This window comes from Paraburkholderia madseniana, assembly GCF_009690905.1.
Lineage (GTDB): Bacteria > Pseudomonadota > Gammaproteobacteria > Burkholderiales > Burkholderiaceae > Paraburkholderia > Paraburkholderia madseniana.
Window position 1 is genome coordinate 34670 of sequence record NZ_VOSW01000053.1, and the last position, 25264, is coordinate 59933.

A 25264-nucleotide genomic window follows, 5' to 3' on the forward strand; every position below is an offset into this window, starting at 1 on the left:
TCGAGTTTCCACACACCCTCGGTCGCGTGCTGCCGGTCGCTGCATCGCGCACCACGGGAAACGATGCCTCATGCGTTAGGCAGACGCGGCCAGCAGCGATCCTCGGTCGCGTGCGCATCGGACCGTGGAGTGTCCGTCACAATTTTCCGGCGATTGATCAATCACCGCCCTATGCCGCCGCAGTACGCCGGGAAGCTGGAAACCTTCGCCGCCAATGCTGTATCGTGAGCGCCACCGCCGTCGCACAGACCCCACGATCTCCGTCGAAATGCCCCAGATGATCCCACTCCACCGCGATCCAGCTTTCTATCAGCTCCTTGCCGACAGCTATGCCCGGCTACTTGGTCGGCCCCTGGTGCAACAGGCCATGCCCCTGGCCGAAGCTACCGAATGGCTCTATGAGCATGCCCCGTTCGCGGTACTCGCGCACAACACCGATCCCGACCCGCTCTTTATATACGGCAACAAGGCCGCGCAACGCCGCTTTGGATATAGCTGGGATGAAATCACCCGACTGCCGTCCCGACTCTCGGCCGAGGCTCCGAATCGCGAGGAGCGGCAGCAATTTCTCGCACGCGTACAGCGGCTCGGCTACGAGGCGGGCTACAAGGGTGTGCGTATCACCAAGTCGGGCCAGCGTTTCATGATCGAGGAAGCCACGCTGTGGCAGCTTCTCGACACGAACGGTAAACTGCACGGCCAAGCGGTTGTCATCCCGAGCACGCACGACCTTTGATCGCGCATATCAATCTGGGACGAGCCGCAGTGGCTGCTTGAAAACAGTCGTTTCGAAGAAGGTAGTCTGAACGGCGGCTGAATCTGCCGTCGCCCGCTGTCGGTCGCCGCATTGCGCGCCACGGAAACGATACCTCATGCATTAGGCAGCACGCGGCCCAGTTTCAGTCATTCGATACCTTCGCGAAGATCGCCGAAAATCGGAGGGTATGACGCTCAGAAATGACTGCAAGTCACGACAGTACCGAACGCATGATGTCCCCCTCACCGCTCGTGCTCGAATGACGGTGGCACGAAGTTTTTCAACAAGCTGCTAGTTAAGTCCATGAAGAAAATCGGGGACTGCACTTCCAATCGAGGCAAGATATCCCGCCATAGCACCGGCAACTTTTCGCACGGCAGGACGTGCGATCATTCGTTCACGCCAAGCCAGCAGGTTGGGCGTCTCTCCTGTTATCGGCGCACCCTTGCGCGCGCCGAACAACTGCGCCATGTAAAACGCAATGTCGGCATAGGAATAGGTCTCGGCCAGAAATTCGCGATTGGCAAGAACTCGTTCCATGCGTCGATAATATTGCAACGCTTCGTTGCGCGCAGTCTGCGCCGCAGGATCATCCGGCGCATCTTCAAGTCCCATCAGTCGGACAATGTGGGGAAAATAGATTTCATCGCAGCAGTGTTCGAGCTGACGCGCCATGGCGCGCGCCTCTGGATGCGCCGGCCATAAGGCGGGATTGGGCTTCAGGTCTTCAAGATACTCAAATATTTGCGTGGAATCGAAAATCTCCAGGTTGCCGTCTATTAGTACCGGCACCTGATGCTTCGGATTGACGCGCAATACGTCTGGATGTTTGGGGGCGTAACCGCGCAACTGATCAAACGGAGCCATCACCAGTTCGAAGTCGATGCCCTTCTCGTGCGCCGCGATCTCAACCTTGGCACCGAACATGCTCAGGGGTCCGGAAATTATTTTCATTTGTCTCTCTTCAATTGATCTTGTGTCTCGACAAACTCACGATCGAACGGATCGATCAACACGTCGCGTTTGTGGGGGTGAAGGGTGTATTGGCGTAGTTCAATGACCTTGAGTTGCTTTTCGTGAATGCCCTTGTCCATATTTGACCTTCGCATTGATCGAGCAGAGGAGGGATGTGGCAGATAGTAAGTCCGTTAACATGACGCCTTATGTCATGTATTTGAGGTCAGGTGTCATTTATGAAAGCTAGCCGCCTTTTGTCGATCATGATGATGCTGCAAGCGCGCGGGCGTATGACCGCACCGGCTTTGGCTGAAGCACTGGAGGTTTCCGAGCGCACGATCTTGCGCGATATCGATCAGCTCTCTAGTGCTGGCGTGCCCATCTGGGGGGATCGAGGTCGCAACGGGGGATTTCAATTACGCGAGGGTTGGAGTACCGATCTCACTGGGCTCACGGAGCACGAAGCGCACGCGCTGTTTCTGGCAGGTTTGCCTGGGCCTGCGACGGAACTGGGCTTGGACGGCATGGCAACCTCTGCGCGGCTAAAGATGATTGCCAGTCTGCCTCCGGACTCACGCGAGCAGGCTGATCGTGTCGCTAGCCGACTGCACATTGACACGGTGGATTGGTACCGTGCTCAAGAAACGCCGTTATTTCTGCGTGAAGTCGCCAATGCCGTGTGGAGCTCGTACCGTATCGAAGTGAAGTATGAGAGTTGGCATGGTTTATCCCGCCGCGAACTTGAGCCGCTCGGTTTGGTGCTCAAGGGAGGTACCTGGTACCTGATTGCCAAGGTGGTGGGCAGGCCCGGCGCACTGACCTTTCGGCTAGCGAATATTAGTGAATTCAAGTCCTCTCGCCGCCGTTTCAAGCGTCCTGCGCGATTTGACCTGGCGAAGCACTGGCGTGACGCCATAGACCGCTACGAGACCGATCTTTATCGGTTGACGGCACATATCGCCGTGTCGGCGCGCGGCGAGAATTGGTTGGTCAACGCGCGTATTAAAACCGCTCCAGTTTTGCAGGGTGCAGGTAGTGCGGAGGTGCCATCAGGATGGAAAGAGTTTTTGATGCCCATCGAATCCATCGAGCACGGCGCGCGGAAGCTGTTGGGATACGGTTCAAATTTGAAGATCGTAGGGCCGTGGGAACTTAAGAATAAATTTATGGAAGAGTTGTCACAGTTGAAAGCGCTCTATAAGAGGGGCGCATAATTTTGGTGAAGAGATGAAGCCAGGAAACCTGGACAGTCCGGGAGGTGGAAAAGCGGACATGGGTTTCCTTTCTTACGACTCCGTTAGATTGTAACGGGGGCCTGAAGTCAAAAAGGCGAGGCAGCCAAACCAACCGGATCCAAGTTGGGCAAGTTGGGTGGTCTTCGCGCGTGGAAAGCTCTTAGCGGATAGTCAATGAAGGCCGTATTTGAACGACCGCTGTCGGGCGAATCGAAGGTCCGATTGAAGAGGCTGGCGTGGTTCATCGAGTGCCGGTTCGGCTCACACGAGAATCGCCCGTGCAGCGCTGCGAAAAGTATTCGGCGTTGCGGGCTTAACCTTTGATCGAACCACGCCGTTTTTTGCTCAACGTTCAGTCATGGTGGCGATGTTTGTGATGGCGCTTGTCCGGTCGGTAGCCGCGGGAATAGTCGTCCGCGTACGAATTTGACCGCGAAATGTTACCGCCAAGCGCTGAACCCGCGCCGCCGCCCACGGCCGCGCCGACGAGGCCGCCCGTGCGGCCGCCCATCGCATTGCCTGCCGCTGTGCCGGCACCGCCCCCGAGCGCGCCACCAATGATGGCGCCCGTGCGTTCCCTGCGGTTTGACGTGACTGCGCCGCCGGCGCCGCCGCCGACTGCACCGCCAATGACGGAACCCGTGCTGCCGCCTACTGCGCCACCCAGGGCAGCGCCGGCTACGCCGCCGAGCGCGCCGCCAAGGGCATTGTTCATATCGCCGGCCACCGCCGGTAACGACGCTGCAGTGGTGAGCGCTGCAACGGCAACAATCTGGAAGATTCTCTTCGACATAAAAGGTCTCTGGTTTTTGGGACGGCGCCGAGTATAACCGCCCTCCGAAAGGTTTTTGTAGCGCGCCAGTTCGGACCTCGGTAAGAGGTGTAACAAAATGATCCGATGGTTTTTTGTGAAACGCTTTCGGTGCTATTGGCGTCAGGCGTTGAGGCTTGTTCGACGCCTGCCGGCACGTGCCGTAGCGTGTTCACAGTCGTGGCGACCACGGCAGGCATCCAACAACCCTCAACGACTTCTGCCGATCGCCGACAGGCAAAGTCGAACACCAACCGTCGATCGCAATCGGCTCTCAAACGACTGCTCATTGGCGAAGAACAGCTGTCTCGGAGGAGCTACCGATGGGTGAAAACCGCTCTCCGCACGTTACGTTACATTCGAGGTCCGGAAGACAATGTTCCGCGCCACACCGGCGTTTCAATATCGCGACGCGCGGGAATCGATCGCCTGCGCGCCCTTGATTTGCCGAGTTTTCTTATGCACCACACGGTGCGGTCCCATATGGTATGACCTTTGCAGTCACAACCCTAGGATTTTCATTACCGGGGGGGTGCAAGCATGAATCGCAATTTCAAAATGACGACGATCGCCATGTGCGTGTCGTCACTGATGGTTCTTCAAGGTTGTGGATCGACATTGACCACGAAGTCGCCGACGCTTGGCAGTGCTTCGGGAAGCGGCGCCATCACAGGCACGGGCGGCGGATCCGGCAGTGGTTCGGGAGGAGGGGCGGGGTCCGGCTCAGGTAACGGCACGCCGACGCCGACGCCCACGCCGACGCCGACGCCGACGCCGACGCCGACGCCGACGCCGACGCCTACGCCTACGCCGACGCCGACGCCGACGCCTACTCCGACGCCCACGCCTACGCCTACGCCCACGCCGACGCCGACGCCGACGCCGACGCCGACGCCGACGCCGACGCCGACGCCGACGCCGACGCCTACTCCGACGCCCACGCCGACGCCTACTCCGACGCCCACGCCCACGCCTACGCCTACGCCCACGCCCACGCCGACGCCCACGCCGACGCCGACGCCCACGCCTACCCCGACGCCGACGCCCACCCCCACGCCGCCCACGCCGCCTCCGCCGCCCCCTACGCCCACGCCCACGCCCACGCCGCCGCCGACGCCGACGCCGACGCCCACGCCCGCGCCCACTCCGACGCCCACGCCCACTCCGACGCCCTCCAGCGCCAACCCGCTCGGCGTCGTGGTGCAGAACACCGGCAACGTCGTCACCACGGCCGGCCAGACTGTCTCGGCCATCGGCAGCCAGATCGGTCTCACACCGATCCCTGGCGGCAACACCGCAACCGCCGCAGCGCTCGGCAGTGTGGTTTCGAATCTCGGCGCCGGGGTGTCCGCACTCGGCGCGGGCGCTTTCAACGGTCTCGGCCAGCTTGGGAACTCGACCGAGCCTCTCGGTACCACGCTCGCCAGCAGCGGCAACCTGGTCTATGACGCCGGTCAGGCCGTCAATAGCGCCGGACAGCTCGTGACCAGCCTCGGCAGCGGTCCAACTGCTCCACTCAGCCCGCTGACAAACCCGCTCGGCAGCACAATCTCCACCGTGGGCACCGCCGTCAGCAGCCTGGGCACGCAATTCGGCTCGACGCTCACCAACGGCCCGGTGCAGCAGCTCACGCAGACCCTCAGCACTGCAATCACGCCAATCACCGCGACGCTCGCGCAGACCACCCAGACCGTCGGCGACACGACCGGTTTGGGTAATCCGCTCAACGGACTGCTGTCGACCATCGGCCATGGCCTCGACACTGCGGGCAGCCAGATCGGCAGCGCCACGGGCAATCCGATCGGCAAGAACCTAGGTAACGTGGTGACCCAGTTGGGCAATACGGTTACCTCGGTCGACGGCCTGCTGACCACAGGCGGCTCGGGCAGCGGTAATCCGCTCGGCGGCCTGACCGGCATCCTCAATCCGGGCGGCAGCTCGTCCGGCAATCCGTTGGCACCGCTCACCAACATCCTCACTTCGCTGCCCGGCACGCTGACGGCCGGACTTGGCAGTATTGGCGGTTCGACCAATCCGCTCGCACCTCTGACCGGCACGCTGACTTCGCTGACCTCCTCGCTGACCAGCATGGTCGGAGGACCCGGCAATCCATTAGCGCCGCTCACCGGCGTGCCCAACTCGGCAAGCGTCGCGCCGAACAGCGCGACAGGCAGCGCCAACAATCCGCTAGTACCAGCGACGTCAGTAGCATCATCGTCGACGGGCGCGCTACACGCCTCGGGCGGTTCAAGTGGATCCGGCACGACCAACCTGCTCGCGCCCGTGACTGGCCTCGTCAATGCCCTGACGAGTGCGCTTGGCGGCGCCGGAGGAGGGACGTCCGGGTCATCTGGCGGCGTGCTCGGTGGGCTGACATCAAGGAAGTAACGAAGGCACCACGCATGGGGGAAAACGGCGGACCGGGCAACCGGCCCGCCGATCCGCGTGGCACCATGCAACGCGCGTGATCTTACGGACATGGACGCTTGCCTCCATTTTCCGCACATCATTCTCTCAGGCGAGCGACTGGTGATATGAGAAGACAAAGGTCAACTGCCCGCCAGCTTCTTTGACGACCTTGAGCGGGATACTGGATGGGACTGCACCGTCCACCTTCATAAGCACGCGGTGCTGGTCAGCCCGCAAAAAGTGCATTTGTTGGTTGAGTACACAAGGAATCGCGCAGACGGTTCAGTGATCACATTGCACAAGAACCTCTGGGTGGTCCCTACGATGCGGATCGTTGGGGTATCAAGCAACGATCCTACTAAGGATACGGGCCGATGGCGCGCGTCCGCCTGACGCGGATCGGCAGCAACGTCCACATAGATTTCGGCACCGAAACGCCCGATTGACGTTGCCAGCAATCGTCAATCGAACAGGCATTGGCAAAATCCAATGGAATGATTTGCGACGTCAACGCAAACCATGCGAGTTCGAGCACGCGTAAGAGCCGGCTGCGTTGCGTGGATTGGCTGGCGGCATAAGTCCTTCCGCTTTCGGTGCATACTCCCGCTACTACCCGCTAGGCCAAGAACCACGACTCATGGCACTAACCCCGTTGCCGCCACTCGGATGCCTGCTCGCCTTCGAAGCAAGCGCACGACACCTGAGTTTCACTCGCGCCGGCAACGAGTTGCATCTGTCACCGAGTGCGGTCAGCCGGCAGATCTCCCAACTGGAAGAATTCCTCGGGCGACGTCTTTTTTCACGTGAACACAACGCCCTGCGCCTGACGCCCGCCGGCGAAACCTATGCAATTGACGTGCGAAGCATTCTCGAGCTTTGCAGCAGCGCCACGTCGAATATGATGGCGCGGGTCGTCAAGTCGCGGCTGACCATTTCCTGCACTGCCGGGCTTTCCGCATTGTGGCTCGCGCCCCGGCTCGGCTCCTTTATCGAGGTCAACCCGGACATCGATCTGCGGATCATCGTGCGTGATCATTTCGGCGTTGTCTCTTCCGCGGAGTACGACGTGGGTATCTTCTATCTGCGCAACGCAGACGTGCCCGGCACTCACACGCAGAAGCTGTTCGATGAGCAGGTCTATGCCGTCTGCTCGCCCGGCTATCTGAACGGCACACTTCTCGAACCGGCGCAATTGCTGTCGCACACGCTGCTCGTACTCGAAGATGCCGAACGAAACTGGATGTCGTGGCATAGCTGGTTCGAACGCGTAGGTGTGACGCGGACCAATCCTGCCTCGACGATCATCGTGAACAGTTATCCGTTGATCACGGAACTCGCGGCGCATGGTAAAGGCATCGCGCTCGGATGGAGCAAGGTCATCGATCTGCTGCTTGAGAATGGCACGCTCGTCAAAGCATCGGCGGCGTCAGCAACGATGGGCGGCGCCTATTACCTGACACGCCCGCTGGAGCGAGCGGAAAGTGCGCCGGCACGACGCTTCCGTGAATGGGCCATCGCGCAGATGACGCCGTGAGCTAAGCACGCTGACGGCTTCTCCCCGTTGCCATGCGTTTGCAAATATCGCAAACGCGAATGCGAAATTAACGTTTCCATCCCCCCAGGTCAAAAATTACATTCAAGGGGTGCACAGACCGCGAACGTTCGCGTTAGGCAAAAACATCGGAGAGGTGACAGTCATGGCAATGGACATACCCAGCGGCGTCACGGGAGCGGTGCCCGTAGTTTCTCCCGCCGCCACGCGACGTCACGCGATCTTCGCGACCGTGATTGGCAGCGGCCTCGAGTGGTTCGATTTCTCAGGGTATGCATTCTTTGCCGCCATCATCGGCAAGCTGTTTTTTCCGGCGGGCAACGAAACGACGTCACTGCTGCTTGCGCTGGCCACATTCGGTGTTGGCTTTGTGATGCGGCCGTTGGGCGGCATTCTATTCGGCATCTATGCCGACCGCGCCGGCCGAAAGCGCGCGTTGTCGCTGGCAATGCTGCTCATGGCGTTGGGTTCCGCAATCATTGCGTTCGCACCGACGTACCAATCCATCGGTATTCTTGCTCCGTGCCTGATCGTGCTCGCTCGATTGCTGCAAGGGATTTCCGCAGGTGGTGAAATGGGCGGGGCGACCGCCTTCCTGACCGAGCACGCGCCGAAGGACCGTCGCGCCACTTATTCGAGCTGGATCCAGACCAGTGTCGGCTTTGCCGTCGTGATTGGTAGTCTGGTGGGCACGCTGATCGTGTCGGCCCTTCCGGCCGATGCCGTGCTGCGGTGGGGCTGGCGAATTCCATTTTTCGTGGGTATGTTGATCGCGCCTGTGGGCTACTACATCCGACTGAAGATCGACGAGACGCCCGAATTCGCTACACAGAAGAAGCATGCTGAAACACCTTTGCGCGAAGTAATACGCGTCTACCCACGCCAGGTGGTATCGAGTTTGATGATGGTGGTGTTGTGGACGGTTTGCACCTACGTCATCCTGTTCTACATGCCGACCTATGCGACGCGCTATCTCGGGTTAAGTCAAAAACAGGGTTTCGTGTCGGGTGTGGTGAGCGGGGTGGTGCTGATGGTGATGGCGCCAATCGTCGGGGCTTTCTCCGACCGCATGGGCAAGCGCCGCGTATTACATCGTGTTCGCGGCTGCCGTCAGCCTGATCGGCACTCTGTTGATGAAACCCTATCAATCCTGAGCGGAATCGCAATTTCATGAGCACTTTCGTACTTGAACGAATCAATGTCTTCGACCCCGCCAGCGGCACGCGCCGCGAAGGCGTCGACGTCTGCGTGAAGGACGGTGTCATTGCTTCGATCGGCACCGTGCCGACGTCGGTGTCGCCCGACGCCCGGTACGCGTTGCCGGGACATACGCTGCTGCCCGGCTTCATCGATTTGCATGTGCATGTAGTCGCCTCCAAAACCAACCTCGGCGCGAATGCGGTGATGCCGAACTTTCTCGCCGCGCTGCGTACCGTGCCGATTGTGCGTGGCATGCTCAACCGCGGTTTTACAACGGTGCGCGATGCCGGCGGCGCGGACTTCGGCATGTGCGAGGCGGTTAATACCGGCGTGCTCCTAGGGCCGCGCATTCTCTCATCGGGCAAGGCACTTTCGCAAACGGGCGGACATGGTGACTTCCGTCCGCGCAGCGACCAGTTGAGCGACGCTTGCGGTTGTCTGGGCCGTCAGGGCGCGATTGCGCGTGTCGTAGACGGCGAAGACGCAATCCGGCTCGCCGTGCGTGAAGAAATTCTTAAAGGTGCTACGCAGATCAAGGTCATGGCATCCGGTGGCGTAGCGTCGCCGAACGATTCCATCACAAACACTCAGTACTCGGAGGCAGAACTTCGGGCCGCGGTAGAGGAAGCAGAGGCGGCGGGCACTTACGTCATGGCGCATGCTTACACGCCGCGGGCGATCCGTCGCGCGATCGAATGCGGTGTGCGTTGCATCGAGCACGGCAATCTGGTGGACGAGGCGACCGCGCGCATGATGGTGGAACGCAACGTCTACATGGTGCCGACGCTTGCTACCCTGGACCATCTGTTCGCGCAGGGGCCTACGCTTGGCTTCCCGCCTGAATCGCTGGAAAAGATCGATGCGGCCCGATCTGTCGGTCGCGAGGCACTCAGGTTGCTGGCACGCGTCGGCGTCAAAGCGGGCTTCGGCTCTGACATGCTGGGAGAACTGCATACGTACCAGTCCGACGAGTTCGAGGCGCGCGCGCAGATAGTCGGGAATCTGGAGGCGATCCGTTCCGCCACATCGGTAGCAGCAGAGATCATCGGCGAAGCCGGCGTGCGAGGCACCGTTAGCGTGGGCGCGAAGGCCGACCTGGTCGTTGTGGCCGGTGACCCGGTTGAGAATCTGTCGCTATTGCTCGGTCAGGGAGAGCACATCCCGATGGTGATCAAGGCCGGAGTTTGCGTCAAACAGGCAGGACAACTGCTCGAGCCCGTGGCAGCATAACGCACGTAGCACGGCGTCCGTAGTGGCGCGCAGACATCACGTGGAGGATATAAGGATATGCAGGTCAGTCGCACAATCAGTACCGTCGAAGTCCATACCGGCGGAGAGCCGTTCCGGATCGTCACCTCGGGCCTTCCCCGCCTGCAGGGCAACTCGATCGTGGAGCGCCGTGCCTGGGTTCGCGAACATGCGGACAATATTCGCCAGGCCCTGATGTTCGAACCCCGCGGACACGCGGACATGTACGGGGGCTATCTCACGCCGCCCGTTTCACCCACGGCCGACTTCGGCATCATCTTCCTGCACAACGAAGGATATAGCGACCACTGCGGACATGGCGTGATCGCGCTGGCAACGGCTGCGGTGGAGCTCGGCTGGGTGCAGCGCGAATCGCCCGAGACGCGGGTTGGCATCGACGCACCTTGTGGTTTTATCGAAGCATTCGTCAAATGGGACGGCATGCACGCCAACGGTGTGCGATTCATTAACGTGCCATCGTTCATTTACAAGCGCGACGTGAGCGTCGAGACGCCGACGTACGGGACGGTGACAGGCGATATCGCATTCGGAGGTGCGTTCTATTTCTACACGGACGGCGCGCCGCACGGCCTCGCGATTCGTGAGTCGTCGGTCGAAGTGCTCAAGCAATTCGGTGCTGAAGTGAAGATCGCTGCCAACCTCGCGTTTCCACTTGTGCATCCGCAGATTCCGGAAATCAATCATATCTACGGCACGATCATTCACGGCGCGCCGAGATTTCCCGAATCCACTCAGGCGAACTGCTGCATTTTCGCGGACCGGGAAGTGGACCGGTCTCCGACGGGTTCGGGCAGCGCAGGCCGCGTGGCGCAACTGTATCTGCGTGGCGAGATTGGGCGAGACGACGTACTCGTGAATGAATCGATCATCGGCACGGTGTTCCGCGCGCGCGTTGTCGGTGAAACGCAGCTCGGCGATTTCCCCGCCGTGATCCCCGAGATCGAAGGCTCAGCCCACGTTTGTGGATTCGCCAACTGGATCATCGACGAGCGCGATCCGCTCAAGTATGGATTCCTGGTACGTTGAGCGGTGCTCGCTCACGATTCCAGGATCTTCGAATAACAACTACGTGCCACGATAAATATCGATTCCGCTGAGGTCAGCCGCTTACTTCCGCTGTCCTCGCTTGTGGCGACGCTATTACCTCGCGACGAACCGCGGCCGCATCGGCGCTCGGCGTCAAGTTGCTAGCCAACCCCGGCGCGTCGCGGCTGCTCGTGGTCGGTGCCGGCCGGGTAGGACGTCTGCTTGGGCCAGCAATAGCCAGCGTACGTCAGCTCGAGTCCGTCGAGGTATGGAACATCAATCCGCAGACCGCACGGGCATGCGCAGCGCAATGGCAGGAAGAGGGGCTGAACGCCCGTGCAGTGGATGAGCAAAGCGCGGTGTCAGAGCGTCGATCGGCGGCCTAGTTAATCGAGGATGGGGAATTTGCGGAACGCGTGTTGAACAGTGATTGCTCGGAAGCGGACATGCGGTGTCTCGTTTCCCGCGCTAGACGCTGTTGCGTTCCGCATGCAGCAGGTCGACATCTTATGCGGGGCTCCTTAGCGAAGTGCAGCCGCCACCGCCTCGTCAATCTGCGGCGCAAAGCGTGCTTCAACATTGGGTACCGCGTAGCCAATTGACAGTTCCAGATACGCGTCGCCAAGCACCAACTGAACGAATGTCGCTGCCCGCAATGCAGCAGTCGATTCGTCAAACCGCCTTCGCAGAATTTTTGCGGCGAAGGCACGCACGACCTTTGCACCATTTTCGTAAAACACCTGGCCGAGTTCCGGAAGACGCTCGGCCTCAGCAACGATGGCGCGGTAAAGCCGCAGATTATCCAGCGTGATAAGGCTTCGTGCCAGCAACCATCCCAACGCGCGCAACTCGACTTCGGGTGCGCCATCGGTTTGCTCGCCCTGAGCGCTGGCAAGCAGCGCGCCCACCTGAGCGCACATCTCGCTCACCACACCAACGAAGAGCGCCTCCTTCGACTTGAAGTGGCGGTAGACCGTCTGTTTGCCGACCCCAGCGGCTGCGGCGACATCGTCCATCGTTGCCAAACCGAAACCCTCGCGCAAGAAAACGGTTTTCGCGCCGTTGAGGATCGCAGACCGCTTGCGGCATTGCAGCGGGCTCAGGCCGGGGAGAGAAGAAGTGTCCATGCGAGATAAATAACAGATCGTTGAGTAGTTGACAAGACTGGGCAGTCTCGTTTAGATTCGTCAAAACGAGACCGACTAGTCTCGTTGTATGACTTTTCAACTTCGCAGCCAATCATTGGAGAACGCTTTGAAACTGTTCATTACAGGTGGTACTGGCTTCATCGGGCAAGCGGTCGCGCGCAAGGCAATCACCCTCGGTCATCAGGTGACGGCGCTGGTGCGCGAGGACAGCTCGGCGGCCGCCAGCGCGCTGGCACGTCTCGGTGTAACACTGCATTCCGGCGACCTGCGCGAGCCACAGTCTTTCGCTGCGACTGCCGGTGCCGCTGACGGCGTGGTGCACGCCGCGTCGACCAACGATGCTTCCGCCGGTGCGGTTGATGAGGCCGCGGCTGTAGCGATGCTTTCGCATTTGCATCCGGGCGCGGCGTTTGTCTATACGTCGGGCACCTGGGTCTACGGCAACACGGAGGGGGAGCCCGCGACTGAAGCATCGGCGCTGAACCCGACACCACTCATCGCCTGGCGGCCCGCGGTGGAGCAACAGGTGCTTGCGCTAGCAGCACGCCGCTCGATTGCTGCGGTGATCCTCAGGCCGGCGATGGTGCACGGCTACGGCGGCGGCGTCTTCGGCATGCTTGCCGGCATGGTCCGTCAGACCGGCAGTGTGAGGATCGTTGGCGATGGTCGCAACCACTGGCCTGCCGTTCACGTCGATGATCTCGCCACGGCCTACCTGAGCGCGGTGGAGCGGGCGGCAAGTGGGGACGGTCGAGTCGCGGGACAGATCTTCAACGTGGTCGCGGAAGATGCCGTTGCCGTTGCCGAAATGGGCGAAGCGATTCGGGCCTCGGTCGGCGCCGATCGCGTCGAACCCTGGCCGCTCGACGATGCTCGCAAATCGCTTGGACCGTTCGCGGACGCACTGGCGCTCGATCAGACAGTAAGCGGCCACCATGCCCGGCAAGTTCTTGCGTGGCAGCCCCATGGCCCCGGCCTGATTGCGGACCTCTCTGTACAAAAGCACTTTCAGCAAATCAACGGAGCATGACCATGGCGTGGAATATGCATCTTACGAGTCGATTCTCGCGATGATCGTAGCGGTTCTGTTCGCGGTTGCTGGGGTGGTCAATCTCACAGGACGCGGCGCGGTGAAGCGCGACTTCGCACGCTGGGGTTACCCGGCATGGTTTCATTTGCTCTGTGGCGCTCTTGAGCTGTTGTGTGCGGCACTTCTTTTTGGACAACAAACCAGAGTCCTGGGCTTAACGCTGGCCGGTGCGATCCTGGTCGCCGTGCTCTTCACGTTGCTACGAAACCGGGAGTCGTTCGGGCATCTCGCCCCGGCGCTGATCTTCTCGGCTCTCGTTGTGGCTACTGTGGTGCTCCGCGGTTGAGGCTTGCTCGCCACCAGACGGGTGAGCCCGGGACGCCACCAGGCGGCGCTCAGGTGTTGATCCAGACGCGCGCCTGCTCCAGCTCGTTGAGGTGGAACGCCTTGACTTCGGCCTTCGTAAAGAACCGCGCCAGATGCATCGAGGCACGGATCCAGGCCGCATCGGCCACCACGGCGGCGCGCGTGACCTTGCGGGCCACGGAAACGCCGAGCGTTATATCGGTCCACAGCGCCTTCGGCTCGATGCCGGTGAAATTCTCGATGCGTTCGAGCACGCGGGTCTTGCCGTTCAGTTCGAGATCACCACGCATGCGCTCAATGGCTTCGCGCAGATCGTGGTCGGTGATTTTGCCTTCGACGGAAATTTCGATGACAGGGGAATCGGGCTCGGTGTGATACAGGATCATGGCAAGACCGCCTGACTAGGGAGACGTTACACGCTCAGGCGCGGCGCGGATGAGCCTAGCGTTCGATAATTTCTTCACGATACCCTCTTTCACACGGCTCGGTTAGCTAGGTTTAACGCCGTTTAGAGTACGCTGACGGCCCCGCCCCGTTACCATCTTCCCGCCCGTGCGACACGTGTCGCTGCATGGCCAGCCGTTCGGTTTATCGCTCGCCCATTCCTGCTCGTCAGGTCCGCCATTGCTGTTATTCGTCTGATGAAATCCGTGATCAGTGGTTTACCATGGTTGGCTCACGTCGTTTGCAGGAGCCGTCAGTAAGTATGATGAATACCCGAAAGATTTTGATGATTATTGGAGGGCTCCTGCTCGTAGCAGCAGGGACCACGTACTTGATGCTCCTTCAGGCGGACCGCCGCTCAATGGCAGAAGTCACGGCCGCCATGCATGAGTCCGCACACCCTCCCGTCGTCGATTCGCGCGCCGGCGATCAGGTGACGGAAGGCAGCATCGACCAATCGAAGCCGTCCGGCGCGATCACGAAAAGCACTGCCATCGCGCAGGAGCCGGTGGTTCCCGCGCCTGCTTCTGCTCCTGCTCTGGCAGTAGCACCTGCGCCCATGACGGCCGCGCCCGCATCCAGTCCGGCCGCCGCACAAGTCACCGGGCAACCGAAGCCGGAGGCACAACCGAAGCAGGCGCCGTCGACGGCCGTCGCGTCGGTGAACGTGCAGGACTCGGGTGCGCCGAAGGTGGTTCCGGCGCACCGCGCCCAGCGTGGACGAGACGGTTTGGACCATCGCGCGATAACGACTCAAGGCGCGACACCGGAAACGGACGAACTGGTCAGGGAATCGGCGAAGCTCGATCCATCGTTGCCTCCGCCGGATATGTCAGCTGCTCGCGTCACCACGGACCAACGTAGCTCCAAGCCAGGCACCGGCTCGAATCCGGTCGCGGCCGCGATGACGGATCAGCTCGTCAAGGAATCGGCGAAGCTCGATCCTTCGCTGCCGCCGCCTAAGTAATCGACTTCTCCGGGAGCACGTGCGGCTGCATGAACTCTCCCGACACTAGTCACCTTGCCCCGCTGGCGATTGCGGCGGCAAGACAGTCTCGCTGCGACTGAAGACGTGACCAGGCGGTCATAAGCGCGTCGAGGGACGCTAGCTCCTTGTCACGAGATCCCAAACGCTGAAGCAGCGAAATGTACTCCCTTCGCACTGCAATCACGCCTTCAAGCGTCACCAGGGCTTGCTCAACTTCACGGAGTTGCCGTCGCAGCTTATCGGTCATTTCAACCCTCCCGACGGACGAGCGCCTCCTGTTCGTACTGGACACGCTCCACCGGCTCCAATGCGCGTGGCTCTCGTTGCTAATGCCGAAGGCTGCGGACAATCCGGCGAGCTTCCCTGATTCCCAATAGCACTCTCTTAAGGGCGTAGTGGATTGACGCGGACTCGCTTGGCGCAACGTGATCGTACGGGCGCGGTTTCGCTTGAGGCGTTCTCTCGCGTCCATAGTGGACTCCCCAAGACACTGTATAAACGTACAGTATCGCGGATTGCACGTAAAGACCTAGACTTATCATTCCGACACAAACTCGGAGCGTGCCATGGTGAGCAAGACTATCCGCCGGACATTTTCCGGTCTGACTTCGACGTTTTCGCCAGCGCCGAAAGGCAAGCAAGGGGTTGCATATACCGTGAAATCGGCCCAGCAACGCGCCGACGAAGCCTGGAGACGCGCGACGCACGGAGTCCACAGTTCCCTAGTCAGTAAAGATCCGAAAGCGTGATTTTCGGAAACCAGAAGCAAGACCGAGCCTGCCGTCCGAATTAGCTGTGATCGAAGCCGGAGACGAATTATGACTGCGCCGCAAAAACTTTACGGTGTGACGCTGAAGCCCCAAGCCAAGGCTCCGCGCAAGCTGATCGAAGTCCCCGACCCCGAGGCGCGCCCCGACCTTTTGGAAGCCGTTCGCCGAGCCGTGACGGAGAATCGGGAAGTTGGGGAGCGACGACCCCGAAAATAATTCGATCTAGTCTTAGACGCGTCCCTCGACCGCAATCGGTCAACGGCTAAGTTGGGTCGAACCGAGCCGTCCGCGTCAGGCAGCGACCGGTCATCTGTGGTCCTTGGTCACTGCACCTGCACCGGCATTCTAACGTCGGCTATGCATTGCACTGCGGACACCAACTCGTCTACCGTGTTTGCAGTCTCGTTGGACTCCTGTGAAGAAGGAGGGGTCACAAGGGACAATCGCCCGCTCAATTGGGCATCACCTGATAGGCGCGTATTTAGTCCAGAGCCGCTCGCACGTCACGAAGAATCTCTTCCGAGAGTTCAGGGTCATCAACCGCGCGAGCCAGAATGATGGCTCCGACGATGCTCGAAAGCGTATGAATCGCATCGCGACGAGCATTTTTCTTTTTTGCCTTTGCAAGTGGCTCGGCTAGACCTCTGAGCGTACCCTCCACATGCCGCGTGAAGTGAGCCACATCAGTTCATCGAACGGCATCGCCATCTCCTGACGTAGCACCTCTCAAACAAGCAAGGTTTCCTTGCTCGTTTATCTTTTGGTTAGCCCACGTGTGCGAGGACGCGTGTCGTGCAAACCTTGGGGCGGCCGGTCGCGCAGCAGCAGGGGCATCAAACGTCGGTTGGCTGTCTGGGCCGCCCACTCGCAATACGCGGCGCTGCCGAGCACCCAGCCCTTGAGCGTCGACTGCATCAGGTCATTGACCTCGCGTTCGTCAAGAGGCTGTACGCCCAAATCGCGGTAAGCCTGGTGGCGCTCGAACGGCGTATCGCCGAGCGCCCGGTAGAGTGGATGGTCCTTGATGAAGTTATCGACACGCAGCCCGATGTGGTGCGTGTAGCTAGACCATTGATAGTTTCCCGGCTCGGCTACAAGGCGGTTGCGCACCGGCGCATGATCGATGACCTGGCTCGCGAGCAGGAAATATCGATCGGGCTCAATCACTGTTGCCCGGTACTCGCCACGCCACACCGCACCGCGGCGTCCATGGCGGCGGTTGAAGGTCTCGACATAGCGACGGCCGACCGCTTGCATCGCCACGGGCACGCTCGACTCGTATGAAGGCGTGACGAGGAACTGTATCGCGTCAGGCATGAGCACCCATGCGTGGACTGCCAGATCGGCGACGCGCGCTGCGTCTGCCAGGCAGGCGAGGAAGTACAGGTAGTCTCCTTCGTCCAGGAATGCGGGCCCCGTGAGCCCCTGCAAGATAACGTGCTGCGGTTGTTCTGGGACGTAGTGCCGTGCAAGCCGTGCCATGCTGAATTAACCAGAAATCCGATGTGAGAAAGCGATCCGACAGATCTCGAACGCGCGACAGTGCGTCACGTGTGTATAGGACGAAATTCTATCGGTCATGTGCGTGCGTTTGCATCACGAACAGGCCTTTTTTCTGGCCTCTTTTCGCTGATTTGCCGATCGCTACAAACATCTGTTTTATGCCGCCGCTGAATAGCAGCGCCGCGCGATACCCCTCCAGATGCTTTGCCTGCGCGTCATCCGGCACCAATACATCAAGCAGCACGACGGAGCGGCGGTCGAAGCGCCATGGTCTCCATTCGCATCCCACCTGAACCGGTCAAAGCCCAGCGTAATGTGGTTTTCGAATTTTATCGGTAGGTATCCGAACGATAACGATCGTTTCCAATCCCTTCGCGGTTGGCGTCACGGGCTACAACGGGCAGGGGGATACCCGGCCCGTTGTAGCATTAGATGCACATGGCGTTGCGCAAACAAATCGGACGGATCGTGCCTTCGATCACGCTGTTTTGATGAGTCCGAGTTGCTGCAGAGCGGTCACGCCGTCGTCCAGGCCGATTTCTTCAACGATCCTGCCGTCTTTTAGCTGGAGCACAGTCGTGCCAGTGAAGCGCATTTTCCGTCCGGTCGCAGCCGGCAACGATCCAATGAGGAAATCGCTGAATGCCGGACCGGTATGCGTGCCGCCACCTTCCCAACGACCGACTACATAGTCCCCCTCGGCGATGAGATCAGCGGCGCCCCAGAAGTTGAGATCCGGGAATGCTTCGCGGAAATCGGTCATGAATGCCTTGATGTCCTCGCGGCCACGGCGCGGCTCGTGCAGCGAGTAGCGCAGAAGCATGTCAGGAGCGGCAAGCTCGTCGACGATTTCGAGGTTGCAGGTCTTGCCCCAGAAATCGGTGAACCAGCGGCCGACGATGGCCTTGTTGTCATCTTCCTTGGACATGGTGAATTCCTCATTGACTGTGGTTGAAAGAGAGATGCACGATCGCGCCTCTCTGCCTGAACAATATTGGCGCGAGCAGTCAGCAGCCCCCCGTTTCTTGCTGCAATACTCGAAGAACGGCCATGCGGCTTGTGATGACTATGGTCACTATTGCGTGCCGTTCGTAGGCAACCGCGCCGGCGGTCAAAGGCGACAAAACCGCATAACTGTGCGCGTTAAGCGTGGCTCTACGTTCATCGCAATTGAACAGCAAGAAACGGAGTGCCCGTACCGATCTGCTGCGCTAGCTTGAGCATTCGATCCCGCACTAGCCGAGGTCGGCGGACGACGCGCGGCGCGTCCGAACCACACTTATCTCGCAGGCGCCCGACATGCCAATTCTTTCATCGTCATCGCGCTCGCCTGCCTTTCATCGACTGGAGTTCGACCATGTTGCCATTTCTCTCGCTTCACGCTCTTGCAGCACAACGCGGCGACGGACTGCGCCCTGAACTTCTCGCCTTGTTCGAACGCCATGCCAGATTGGAGACTGGTCTGGTTGCCATCATCGAACCTGTCGAAACAGAACTCCTCTCCCAAGCGGTAGACGTTGTTCCCAAAGTCCCTGTGGCGCCGTGCGGAGCCGATGAGTCTTCGGCGGAGGTCTCATGCCGCTACGAAAACGGACAGCGGGAGGCGAGTTCTGAGTGACTCAAACGGGGCGAAAGTGCGCGTTCGTTGAAGCTGGGATCGGGTGTTCGTGCGGCGGGACGACGAACGTCCAGTCAGTGGCAGTTAGCGGAAGGACTAGCGCCGATGGGCGAATGGCGGCCTCGGTCAAACACACGCCACCCTCGTCCTATCTCCTCTTATCCATTCGGCCAAATCAAACATTTAGCCTACAAGGTTGAAGTCAACCTCGGTGGTCTCCCTTATAATTACCAAGTCGCTGGGAAACACCCGGCGGCCGGGTTTAGCAGCCTGTAGTCGAAAACCGCACACCCGCCCAGGCGGGCGTGCGTCTGCCTCTGCACGTCTATATTTCTATGGGCGGGCCGTGGTGGGGAGCCGCAAGGCTCGCCGGTTTGTTTTCGACCCGGTCTGCTAACCTGCTACGTGCCCGCTCACCCCCTTCTCAAGCGAGTGTCGGGCGATCCAAGAAGTAACAGGGAGATCGTCACCATGAGCAAGTCCAACAAAAATCAACCCGCTTCACGTCCGCCTGTCGACGCAATCCAGTACGAAAAGCTTGCGCTGTCCGCCTTCGATTTATGCGACCGGCACCTGGCTCAACTGGATACCTTGATCACACTTGCGTCCTCGATATGTAGGAATCCTTCTATCACGCTTGAGGAAAGACGGCGTCGTCAAACGCTTCTTGAATTGCTGGTGGACACGGCGGAGCAATATCAGCAGGAACTCGAATGCGACCGCGAGTTGTACAAGGTGATTGCGCTCGATGCGAAGGGCGTTCCGCAAAGCCGCATCACGGCACGCCACGCAGCGAACCTGCTTGCGGAAGAGGTGGCACAACGAGCAGGCGAACCGACAGCCACCGCAAACGCTTCACAACGCCAAAACCCGGTAGAGAAAACTGCCGCAGCGTTAAGAACCGACACGGTTCAGCAACCGGTCGTCGCGCAACACTAGGCGATCAAGAAGGGCGGGCGAGTGGTAGCGCGGCGCGTCCGAATCGTTGGAACGCCAACTGCGACTCGCCTCTCAGGTATGTTGTCGCTGACAGTAGATTGATTCATACCAATCTTCCTCGCGACCCGCGCGCTGAAGAAATGAACGTAACCCACACTCCACCGTGATTCTCTATGGAAAATTACTTCGACAGCCCATTCAAGGGGAAGCCGCTTTCCGAGCAGGTGACCAATCCCAACATCATCGTGGGGCGTTACAGCTACTACTCTGGTTACTACCACGGACACTCGTTCGATGACTGTGCACGCTACCTTGGGTCAGATCGCACAGTCGGGGACCGGCTGATCATCGGTAGCTTCTGCTCCATCGGAAGTGGCGCCACGTTCATGATGGCGGGCAATCAAGGGCACCGGAACGATTGGGTCACCACATTTCCGTTTTTCTACATGCAGGAAGAGCCTGCGTTTGCCGACGCCTGTGACGCATTCGAACCTGCCGGCGACACGATTGTCGGGAGCGATGTCTGGATCGGTTCCGAGGCGATGATTATGGCAGGCGTCCGCATTGGTCATGGTGCTGTGATCGGAAGTCGCGCTCTCGTAACGAAGAATGTAGAGCCCTATACGGTCGTCGGCGGGAATCCAGCGAAGCCGATTCGAAAGCGGTTTTCGGACGGCGAAATTGGAATGCTTCTAGAGATGAACTGGTGGGACTGGCCGCTCGATCAGATTGGCAAGTCGATGAAGTTGTTCTGCTCGACTGATATCGCAGCACTGTATGAGCACTGGCGGGAATCATCGCTGTCCGGACGCTGATGCAGCGCTCGCGGCAGTCCCTTTGATTGCCCGCGTTGGACAACGCGCCCCGTCGCCTCGGGGTCGAGACATGCCGAACGCATGAGGCAGTGACCGGCCACAAAGCGACATTTGCGTGGGCGCTGCTCCCGCCATCCAGATGACGGCTCAGCGCGGCAGAACGGTCATAGACGGACGCGGGACGCGGTTGGGACGGTGAGCTTGTGACAGGCTCTGGAGCATGTCGCGATGGACTGGGGATCGGCGGGACAGCGCAGACTGAAGGCGGACACACGCATCTCTCCGGATTCTTGGTGGTACTGGTATGTAATTAATTAGGAAAGCGTAATTGCTGCGACACGCGTTATCCGGCATCGTCCGCTGCTGGACCGATTCCGCATGCTGTGCCTCACAGAATGTCAATAGCCCGATGAAATATGGTGGATTCTCCTACCTTCACATTGTGGGCATTGTTCCTACCTTGACAGCATCGCCACATCGCCTAAAACAGACCTGACTGGGATGGTCCCAGTAGCGAGACCCATCATGAAGATGAAGAAGTACCGCCAGTTAATATTAACCAGCATCCTTCTCGGTCTTTCGGCCTCTGCCTTCGCCCAGAGTGCAAATTCCCCCGTCTATCCACCTGGCACATCGGCCCTGGGATTAACGTATGGCGAATGGTCTGCAACTTGGTGGCAATGGCTGCTTGCGATACCGTCCGCAACCAACCCGGAGAATCAACCAACAGGGGCGGTTGACTGCAGTATCAATCAGGCGGGATCAGTATGGTTCCTTGCAGGCAGCGCTTCAAATAAAGCCGTCACCCTGACGTGCTCAAATCATATTCCCTCAACAGCGTCCATTCTTTTTCCGCTCATCAACGTTGAGTGTTCAACCCAGGACCTGCCGCCGTTTCACTGCACGGACGCAGCATCATGCCGCAAATGCAGCGCGACTACTGCAGACGGCATCAGCCCAACCAGCCTGCACGTAACGGTTGACGGCAACGACGTACTGAACGGTGCACAGGGTTTCCGTGCGCTGTCGCCGTTCTTCAATTTCACGGTTCCTGCAGATAACATCCTTGGATCGGGCGCTGGACCCGGCATGTCGATCAGCGATGGGTACTGGGTGATGCTCAAACCGCTGTCGCCCGGCCAGCACACGATCAGATTTGGTGGTAGCTTTGTACGCGGTCCGGGAACTGGTTTCATGGTGGACACGACGTACGTCGTCACTGTGTCGCAGTGATTGAAGCCCCGCCCGCTCAGGGCGGGATGCAGGTCATGATTTCAAAGGATCCTTCGTCAGTTCTGGTTGGCGTGGCTCCGATTCGATGACTGAACTCGTCGTACGCGGATGCCCTCCACAATCTGGCAATACTGCTCGAAAGACATGGCGACTCCTAGGGCTTAGTCCGTCATTTGAACGCAGATCGCCGGCTGACTACCTAAACGGCGCAGAAGATGGTTCCGTGTTGAGAGGTCATCCAGAGATAGAAGGATCGTTATACAGTGTCGCGTATGCAGCCGCACTTACTGCACCCGAGCGATCCGCGGATCAGCGTTGCGGACGATATCATCGGGGCTCGATTTGGCCAAGCCGCTCCGTCAGCGATTGCGGGTGGCCATCAAACAGCGCCGCGTAGTAAACCGTGTTCGACAATACATTCTTGACGTAGTCGCGGGTTTCGTTAAACGGAATTGTCTCCGCGAAAATCGCGCCTTCCACCGGTCGCGGCAGGTTGGCCTGCCACTTACGCGAGCGCCCAGGGCCGGCGTTGTAGCCGGCGGTCGCGAGCACGGCAGAACGGTCAAGCTGGTTGTAAATCATCGATAGATAGTACGTGCCAAGCAGGATGTTCGTGTCGATGTCGTTCATCCTGGCCCGCGAGATCGTACCGAGCCCGATCTTCCTCGCGACCATCTCAGCGGTGTTCGGCATCACCTGCATCAGGCCGCCCGCGCCAACCTCCGAGCGCGCATTGATAATGAAGCGCGACTCCTGGCGAATGAGGCCATACGCCCATCCGACGTCGAACCCGGTGGACCGCGTATCGCGCTCGACAATCGTGCGGAATGGCGCCAGGTAGCGCAGCGAAAAATCATGTTCCGTCTGCGTCCTGTCGGCAGTGCTCACAGCCCGGTCATAAAGCTCGATGCGACGCGCGTACTCGGCGACTGCGAGCAGCTGTCGGTCAGTCATGCCGCGCAGCTGCCAGTTCCACTCACGGTTGCCTTCCGTACGCAGGTGCAGCGCGTAAAAGCGTTCTGCCAGCTCGAAGCCTGGTGTCCGGCCAGCCCGCTCAACTTCTTCGTCGGTCACCTTGGTCTGCGGCGGGATCACGATCTGCCGGCCGAGCGCCTCGGAGGCCAACTGGCCATAGAAGGTGTAGTTACCCGCGATCGTTCGGAATTCCTGGTCGGCTGCCGCCACCTCGCTGCTCTGCTTCAACGCGCGCGCGTACCAGTAGACCCATGCTGGCTGTGCGCGCAGCGCGGCCGGCATCTGCTCGATCGACCAGCGCACCATTGTCCAATCCCCGGCCAGCAGCGCGCTGCGCGTGCGCCACTCGTAGGCCTGACTCGACAGGGGCGCGTTCGCCGACAGTCGGTACCAGTTCACCGCGCCCGGTAGCTGCCTGAGCACCGCCTGATAGGCGATCGTGCCCCAACCGATAGCCCGTTCTGCCAGGGTGAGCGACGGTGCGATTACGGTGAAGGTGGCCTCGGCGGCCTCCGGATCGCCGACCGCCAACTGTGTGATGGCGAGCAGCGCGAGTTGATGGGACGCTGCGTCCAGCTGGATGCCTTTCGCGAGCAACAGGCGTGGCTGGTTCGTCGCCTGCTCGAGGAGCAGCTGATCCGGGCGCGCCGCGCCCAGCGCATCGACCAGTCTGCCGCCCGTCGTCCTCGCGCCCTGTTCATAGGCCTGGCGAATCAGCTGCCACCCATCGTCCGGAGTGAACTGCTGGTTACGGTCGAGCGCGGTGATCAGATCGACGCAGCCGTCACCGTACCAGTTCGGCTCGACGAGCAGCGCCCGCGCCGCGTCGGCCACATTTTCGCCTCGCGTGGCACGGGACTCGAGCGCATAGCACTTTACCTGCGTGTCGTCGTCCAGGACGAACTTTGAATATTGCGAATCGAAATCGTGCCAGTCGTGGCGCGCCCCGAGCACGCGAAGGTAGTCGTTGCGCAGACGGTCGGCAATCGCCTGTCCGTCGTAGCGTTGCAGAAATGACAGCACCGGTGCGTCCGGCGCGTCGAGATTCGCATGCCCCGCGCCGTTGAACAGACGCGGCTTGATCTGGAAATAGCTGAGATAAGCCGGCGCCGGATAATTCGGAATCAAGCTTGCCAGGTGCGCTGCGCGCGCGGGATCGTTGTCGCGTGCAGCGTCATGCAACTTGATGAAAATCTGATCGTCGGCGGATAACGAGGTGAACGGGGTGGGATGTCTGGCTTGCACCGTGCCAGACATGACCAATGTCACGGCGGCAAGGGCAAGGCCGACCGTGCGAGACACCGGGTGAAGTCGTGTGGACATCGCTGTTTTCTCGTTGTTTCAGTGCAGAACATTGAACCAAAGCTTAGCCCGCTACCCGGCGAAGCGAAGCTTCGAAAAACACAGGACTCAACCCGCAATTCAGCTCTTTGCGAGCCGGATGCCTGGGCCACATCGGCACTTGCGTGTCCGCTGTTTCGTAGCGTGGGCCGGGAGCTGGATTCGGCAATGCGATCCAGAAGGTCTTGAACGCGGCGTTGGTCGTTCTGGCCGGGATGCTCGCTTCTGGGTGGTTTTGGAGCGGAGGGTCGTCAAAGAGCAGCGAGGACTAAATGAAACGGGCACCCACCTGGGTGGAGATTCCTCCGCTTATGTCGAGAAAGACTCTTGACTGACCAGCGCGGCTAGAGCTCACGAGTGCTGCGAGTGAGGTGGTTGTTGCACCCAACCACGGTAGCCAGGCAGCGAGCGCGGGGGGCACGGCCGAGACCTTGGCTAGTCGGATGGAAGTCGAGATCGACGAACGTGGCCGAGTTTGTGATCTACATCGTCAAAGACCGTGACGTTCTAAGCAGATCTTTATATGACCGCTTTGCGCGCTGCGTCATTATTTAACGGAGCACGGTAGTCTGCGACGATAGACGGCCAATTGCAGCAGTTCGCTCTCGTCGGCGCGTGGTCATTCGACCGGCGATTCAGCTTTGGTAAGAGACATTGAGACGGCCGAGCGTCGAGCGGCAGAGAAGGGTCGAACTGAGCCGGACGTCATGCGGCTCAGTTCGGCCATGAAAAGACGCCCACCTCTCGGCCATGAATGACCGCTGACACGACGAAACCGGCCCTCGATCCCGACTTCGGTGACCCCTCGCGGGCTAATCACCGAGTGTTGCCTCGAAGGGCGCGTCCGTATCATGCAAAATAGCCGCATCTAAAATGCG

The 25264-nt window shown here is 60.0% G+C and carries 23 protein-coding genes and 3 pseudogenes; 15 read left to right on the forward strand and 11 right to left on the reverse strand.

Annotation, left to right across the window (positions count from 1 at the left end):
• The first annotated feature begins 277 nt into the window (after positions 1-277).
• Positions 278-736 carry an MEKHLA domain-containing protein gene (locus FSO04_RS26035; protein ID WP_154563899.1) on the forward strand — a complete coding sequence of 153 codons (459 nt, stop codon included), beginning with the start codon at positions 278-280 and terminating at the stop codon, positions 734-736.
• Between the two features lie 312 nt (positions 737-1048).
• Here FSO04_RS26035 and FSO04_RS26040 read toward each other — a convergent pair whose 3' ends face one another.
• A complete protein-coding gene (locus tag FSO04_RS26040) occupies positions 1049-1711 on the reverse strand; it encodes a glutathione S-transferase family protein (protein WP_154563901.1) in 663 nt (220 codons plus the stop codon).
• Entirely contained in the window at positions 1708-1851 is a 144-nt protein-coding gene (locus FSO04_RS26045) for a hypothetical protein (protein ID WP_154563903.1), read from the reverse strand. The genes FSO04_RS26040 and FSO04_RS26045 overlap by 4 nt, the downstream gene beginning before the upstream one ends.
• A 99-nt stretch (positions 1852-1950) precedes the next feature.
• Here FSO04_RS26045 and FSO04_RS26050 point away from each other — a divergent pair, with 99 nt between their 5' ends.
• Positions 1951-2928 carry a helix-turn-helix transcriptional regulator gene (locus FSO04_RS26050; protein ID WP_154563923.1) on the forward strand — a complete coding sequence of 326 codons (978 nt, stop codon included), beginning with the start codon at positions 1951-1953 and terminating at the stop codon, positions 2926-2928.
• Positions 2929-3301: 373 nt separating this feature from the next.
• On the opposite strand, the gene FSO04_RS26055 is transcribed toward FSO04_RS26050, so the two are convergent.
• Together FSO04_RS26055 and FSO04_RS48785 are read right to left on the reverse strand one after the other, a co-directional pair.
• Entirely contained in the window at positions 3302-3742 is a 441-nt protein-coding gene (locus FSO04_RS26055) for a hypothetical protein (protein WP_154563925.1), read from the reverse strand.
• 617 nt (positions 3743-4359) lie between these two features.
• Positions 4360-4749, reverse strand: a complete 390-nt coding sequence (locus tag FSO04_RS48785; RefSeq protein WP_199203067.1) for a hypothetical protein — start codon at positions 4747-4749, stop codon at positions 4360-4362.
• Between the two features lie 94 nt (positions 4750-4843).
• Between FSO04_RS48785 and FSO04_RS47700 the strand changes: the two are divergent.
• The 6 genes and pseudogenes from FSO04_RS47700 to FSO04_RS26085 form a co-directional block, all read left to right on the forward strand.
• Positions 4844-6148: pseudogene (locus tag FSO04_RS47700) on the forward strand (collagen-like triple helix repeat-containing protein); the annotation flags it as partial.
• A gap of 658 nt (positions 6149-6806) precedes the next feature.
• Complete coding sequence (locus FSO04_RS26065; protein ID WP_154563927.1) at positions 6807-7703, forward strand: LysR substrate-binding domain-containing protein; 897 nt, start codon at positions 6807-6809, stop codon at positions 7701-7703.
• 163 nt (positions 7704-7866) lie between these two features.
• Positions 7867-8895: an MFS transporter gene (locus FSO04_RS26070; protein ID WP_325063535.1), complete on the forward strand. Its 1029-nt coding sequence runs from the start codon at positions 7867-7869 to the stop codon at positions 8893-8895.
• Positions 8892-10151, forward strand: a complete 1260-nt coding sequence (locus FSO04_RS26075) for a metal-dependent hydrolase family protein (RefSeq protein ID WP_154563929.1) — start codon at positions 8892-8894, stop codon at positions 10149-10151. The genes FSO04_RS26070 and FSO04_RS26075 overlap by 4 nt, the downstream gene beginning before the upstream one ends.
• Before the next feature lie 57 nt (positions 10152-10208).
• Positions 10209-11216 (forward strand): trans-3-hydroxy-L-proline dehydratase, encoded by a 1008-nt coding sequence (gene lhpH, locus FSO04_RS26080; RefSeq protein ID WP_154563931.1) that lies wholly within the window; start codon positions 10209-10211, stop codon positions 11214-11216.
• A 110-nt stretch (positions 11217-11326) separates the two neighbouring features.
• A pseudogene (locus FSO04_RS26085) lies at positions 11327-11602 on the forward strand (bifunctional Delta(1)-pyrroline-2-carboxylate/Delta(1)-piperideine-2-carboxylate reductase); the annotation flags it as partial.
• Between the two features lie 135 nt (positions 11603-11737).
• Here the strand turns inward: FSO04_RS26085 and FSO04_RS26090 are convergent.
• Positions 11738-12343 carry a TetR/AcrR family transcriptional regulator gene (locus tag FSO04_RS26090; protein WP_154563935.1) on the reverse strand — a complete coding sequence of 202 codons (606 nt, stop codon included), beginning with the start codon at positions 12341-12343 and terminating at the stop codon, positions 11738-11740.
• Positions 12344-12470: 127 nt separating this feature from the next.
• Between FSO04_RS26090 and FSO04_RS26095 the strand changes: the two genes are divergently transcribed.
• On the forward strand, positions 12471-13394 hold the full coding sequence (locus FSO04_RS26095) for an NAD-dependent epimerase/dehydratase family protein (RefSeq protein WP_154563937.1): 924 nt from the start codon (positions 12471-12473) through the stop codon (positions 13392-13394).
• Positions 13395-13401: 7 nt separating this feature from the next.
• Positions 13402-13740 (forward strand): DoxX family protein, encoded by a 339-nt coding sequence (locus tag FSO04_RS26100; protein ID WP_233464984.1) that lies wholly within the window; start codon positions 13402-13404, stop codon positions 13738-13740.
• A 49-nt stretch (positions 13741-13789) separates the two neighbouring features.
• Here the strand turns inward: FSO04_RS26100 and FSO04_RS26105 are convergent, their stop codons facing one another.
• Positions 13790-14146 (reverse strand): SpoIIAA family protein, encoded by a 357-nt coding sequence (locus FSO04_RS26105; RefSeq protein WP_154563939.1) that lies wholly within the window; start codon positions 14144-14146, stop codon positions 13790-13792.
• A 185-nt stretch (positions 14147-14331) separates the two neighbouring features.
• On the opposite strand from FSO04_RS26105, the gene FSO04_RS26110 reads away from it, so the two are divergent.
• Positions 14332-15171 carry a hypothetical protein gene (locus FSO04_RS26110; protein WP_233464985.1) on the forward strand — a complete coding sequence of 280 codons (840 nt, stop codon included), beginning with the start codon at positions 14332-14334 and terminating at the stop codon, positions 15169-15171.
• Between the two features lie 49 nt (positions 15172-15220).
• Here the strand turns inward: FSO04_RS26110 and FSO04_RS47110 are convergent, their stop codons facing one another.
• The 4 genes and pseudogenes from FSO04_RS47110 to FSO04_RS26130 form a co-directional block, all read right to left on the reverse strand.
• Positions 15221-15439: a hypothetical protein gene (locus FSO04_RS47110; protein WP_199203069.1), complete on the reverse strand. Its 219-nt coding sequence runs from the start codon at positions 15437-15439 to the stop codon at positions 15221-15223.
• A gap of 1287 nt (positions 15440-16726) precedes the next feature.
• Positions 16727-17444 (reverse strand): annotated as a pseudogene (locus tag FSO04_RS26120) (transposase).
• Between the two features lie 88 nt (positions 17445-17532).
• Positions 17533-17709 (reverse strand): hypothetical protein, encoded by a 177-nt coding sequence (locus tag FSO04_RS26125; RefSeq protein WP_154563945.1) that lies wholly within the window; start codon positions 17707-17709, stop codon positions 17533-17535.
• Between the two features lie 234 nt (positions 17710-17943).
• Positions 17944-18393 (reverse strand): ester cyclase, encoded by a 450-nt coding sequence (locus FSO04_RS26130; RefSeq protein ID WP_154563947.1) that lies wholly within the window; start codon positions 18391-18393, stop codon positions 17944-17946.
• A 429-nt stretch (positions 18394-18822) separates the two neighbouring features.
• Between FSO04_RS26130 and FSO04_RS26135 the strand changes: the two genes are divergently transcribed.
• The 4 genes from FSO04_RS26135 to FSO04_RS26150 all read left to right on the forward strand — a co-directional run bounded on the left by FSO04_RS26135 (position 18823) and on the right by FSO04_RS26150 (position 22070).
• Positions 18823-19083 (forward strand): hypothetical protein, encoded by a 261-nt coding sequence (locus tag FSO04_RS26135; protein ID WP_154563949.1) that lies wholly within the window; start codon positions 18823-18825, stop codon positions 19081-19083.
• 471 nt (positions 19084-19554) lie between these two features.
• Entirely contained in the window at positions 19555-20022 is a 468-nt protein-coding gene (locus tag FSO04_RS26140; protein WP_154563951.1) for a hypothetical protein, read from the forward strand.
• Between the two features lie 173 nt (positions 20023-20195).
• Positions 20196-20837 carry a type B chloramphenicol O-acetyltransferase gene (gene catB / locus FSO04_RS26145; protein WP_154563953.1) on the forward strand — a complete coding sequence of 214 codons (642 nt, stop codon included), beginning with the start codon at positions 20196-20198 and terminating at the stop codon, positions 20835-20837.
• 525 nt (positions 20838-21362) lie between these two features.
• Positions 21363-22070, forward strand: coding sequence for a hypothetical protein (locus FSO04_RS26150; protein WP_154563955.1), 708 nt, complete (start codon positions 21363-21365; stop codon positions 22068-22070).
• Positions 22071-22397: 327 nt separating this feature from the next.
• Here FSO04_RS26150 and FSO04_RS26155 read toward each other — a convergent pair whose 3' ends face one another.
• The gene (locus FSO04_RS26155) at positions 22398-24368 is read right to left on the reverse strand and encodes a lytic transglycosylase domain-containing protein (protein ID WP_154563957.1); all 1971 of its coding nucleotides are present in this window, start codon (positions 24366-24368) and stop codon (positions 22398-22400) included.
• Positions 24369-25264: the final 896 nt, after the last annotated feature.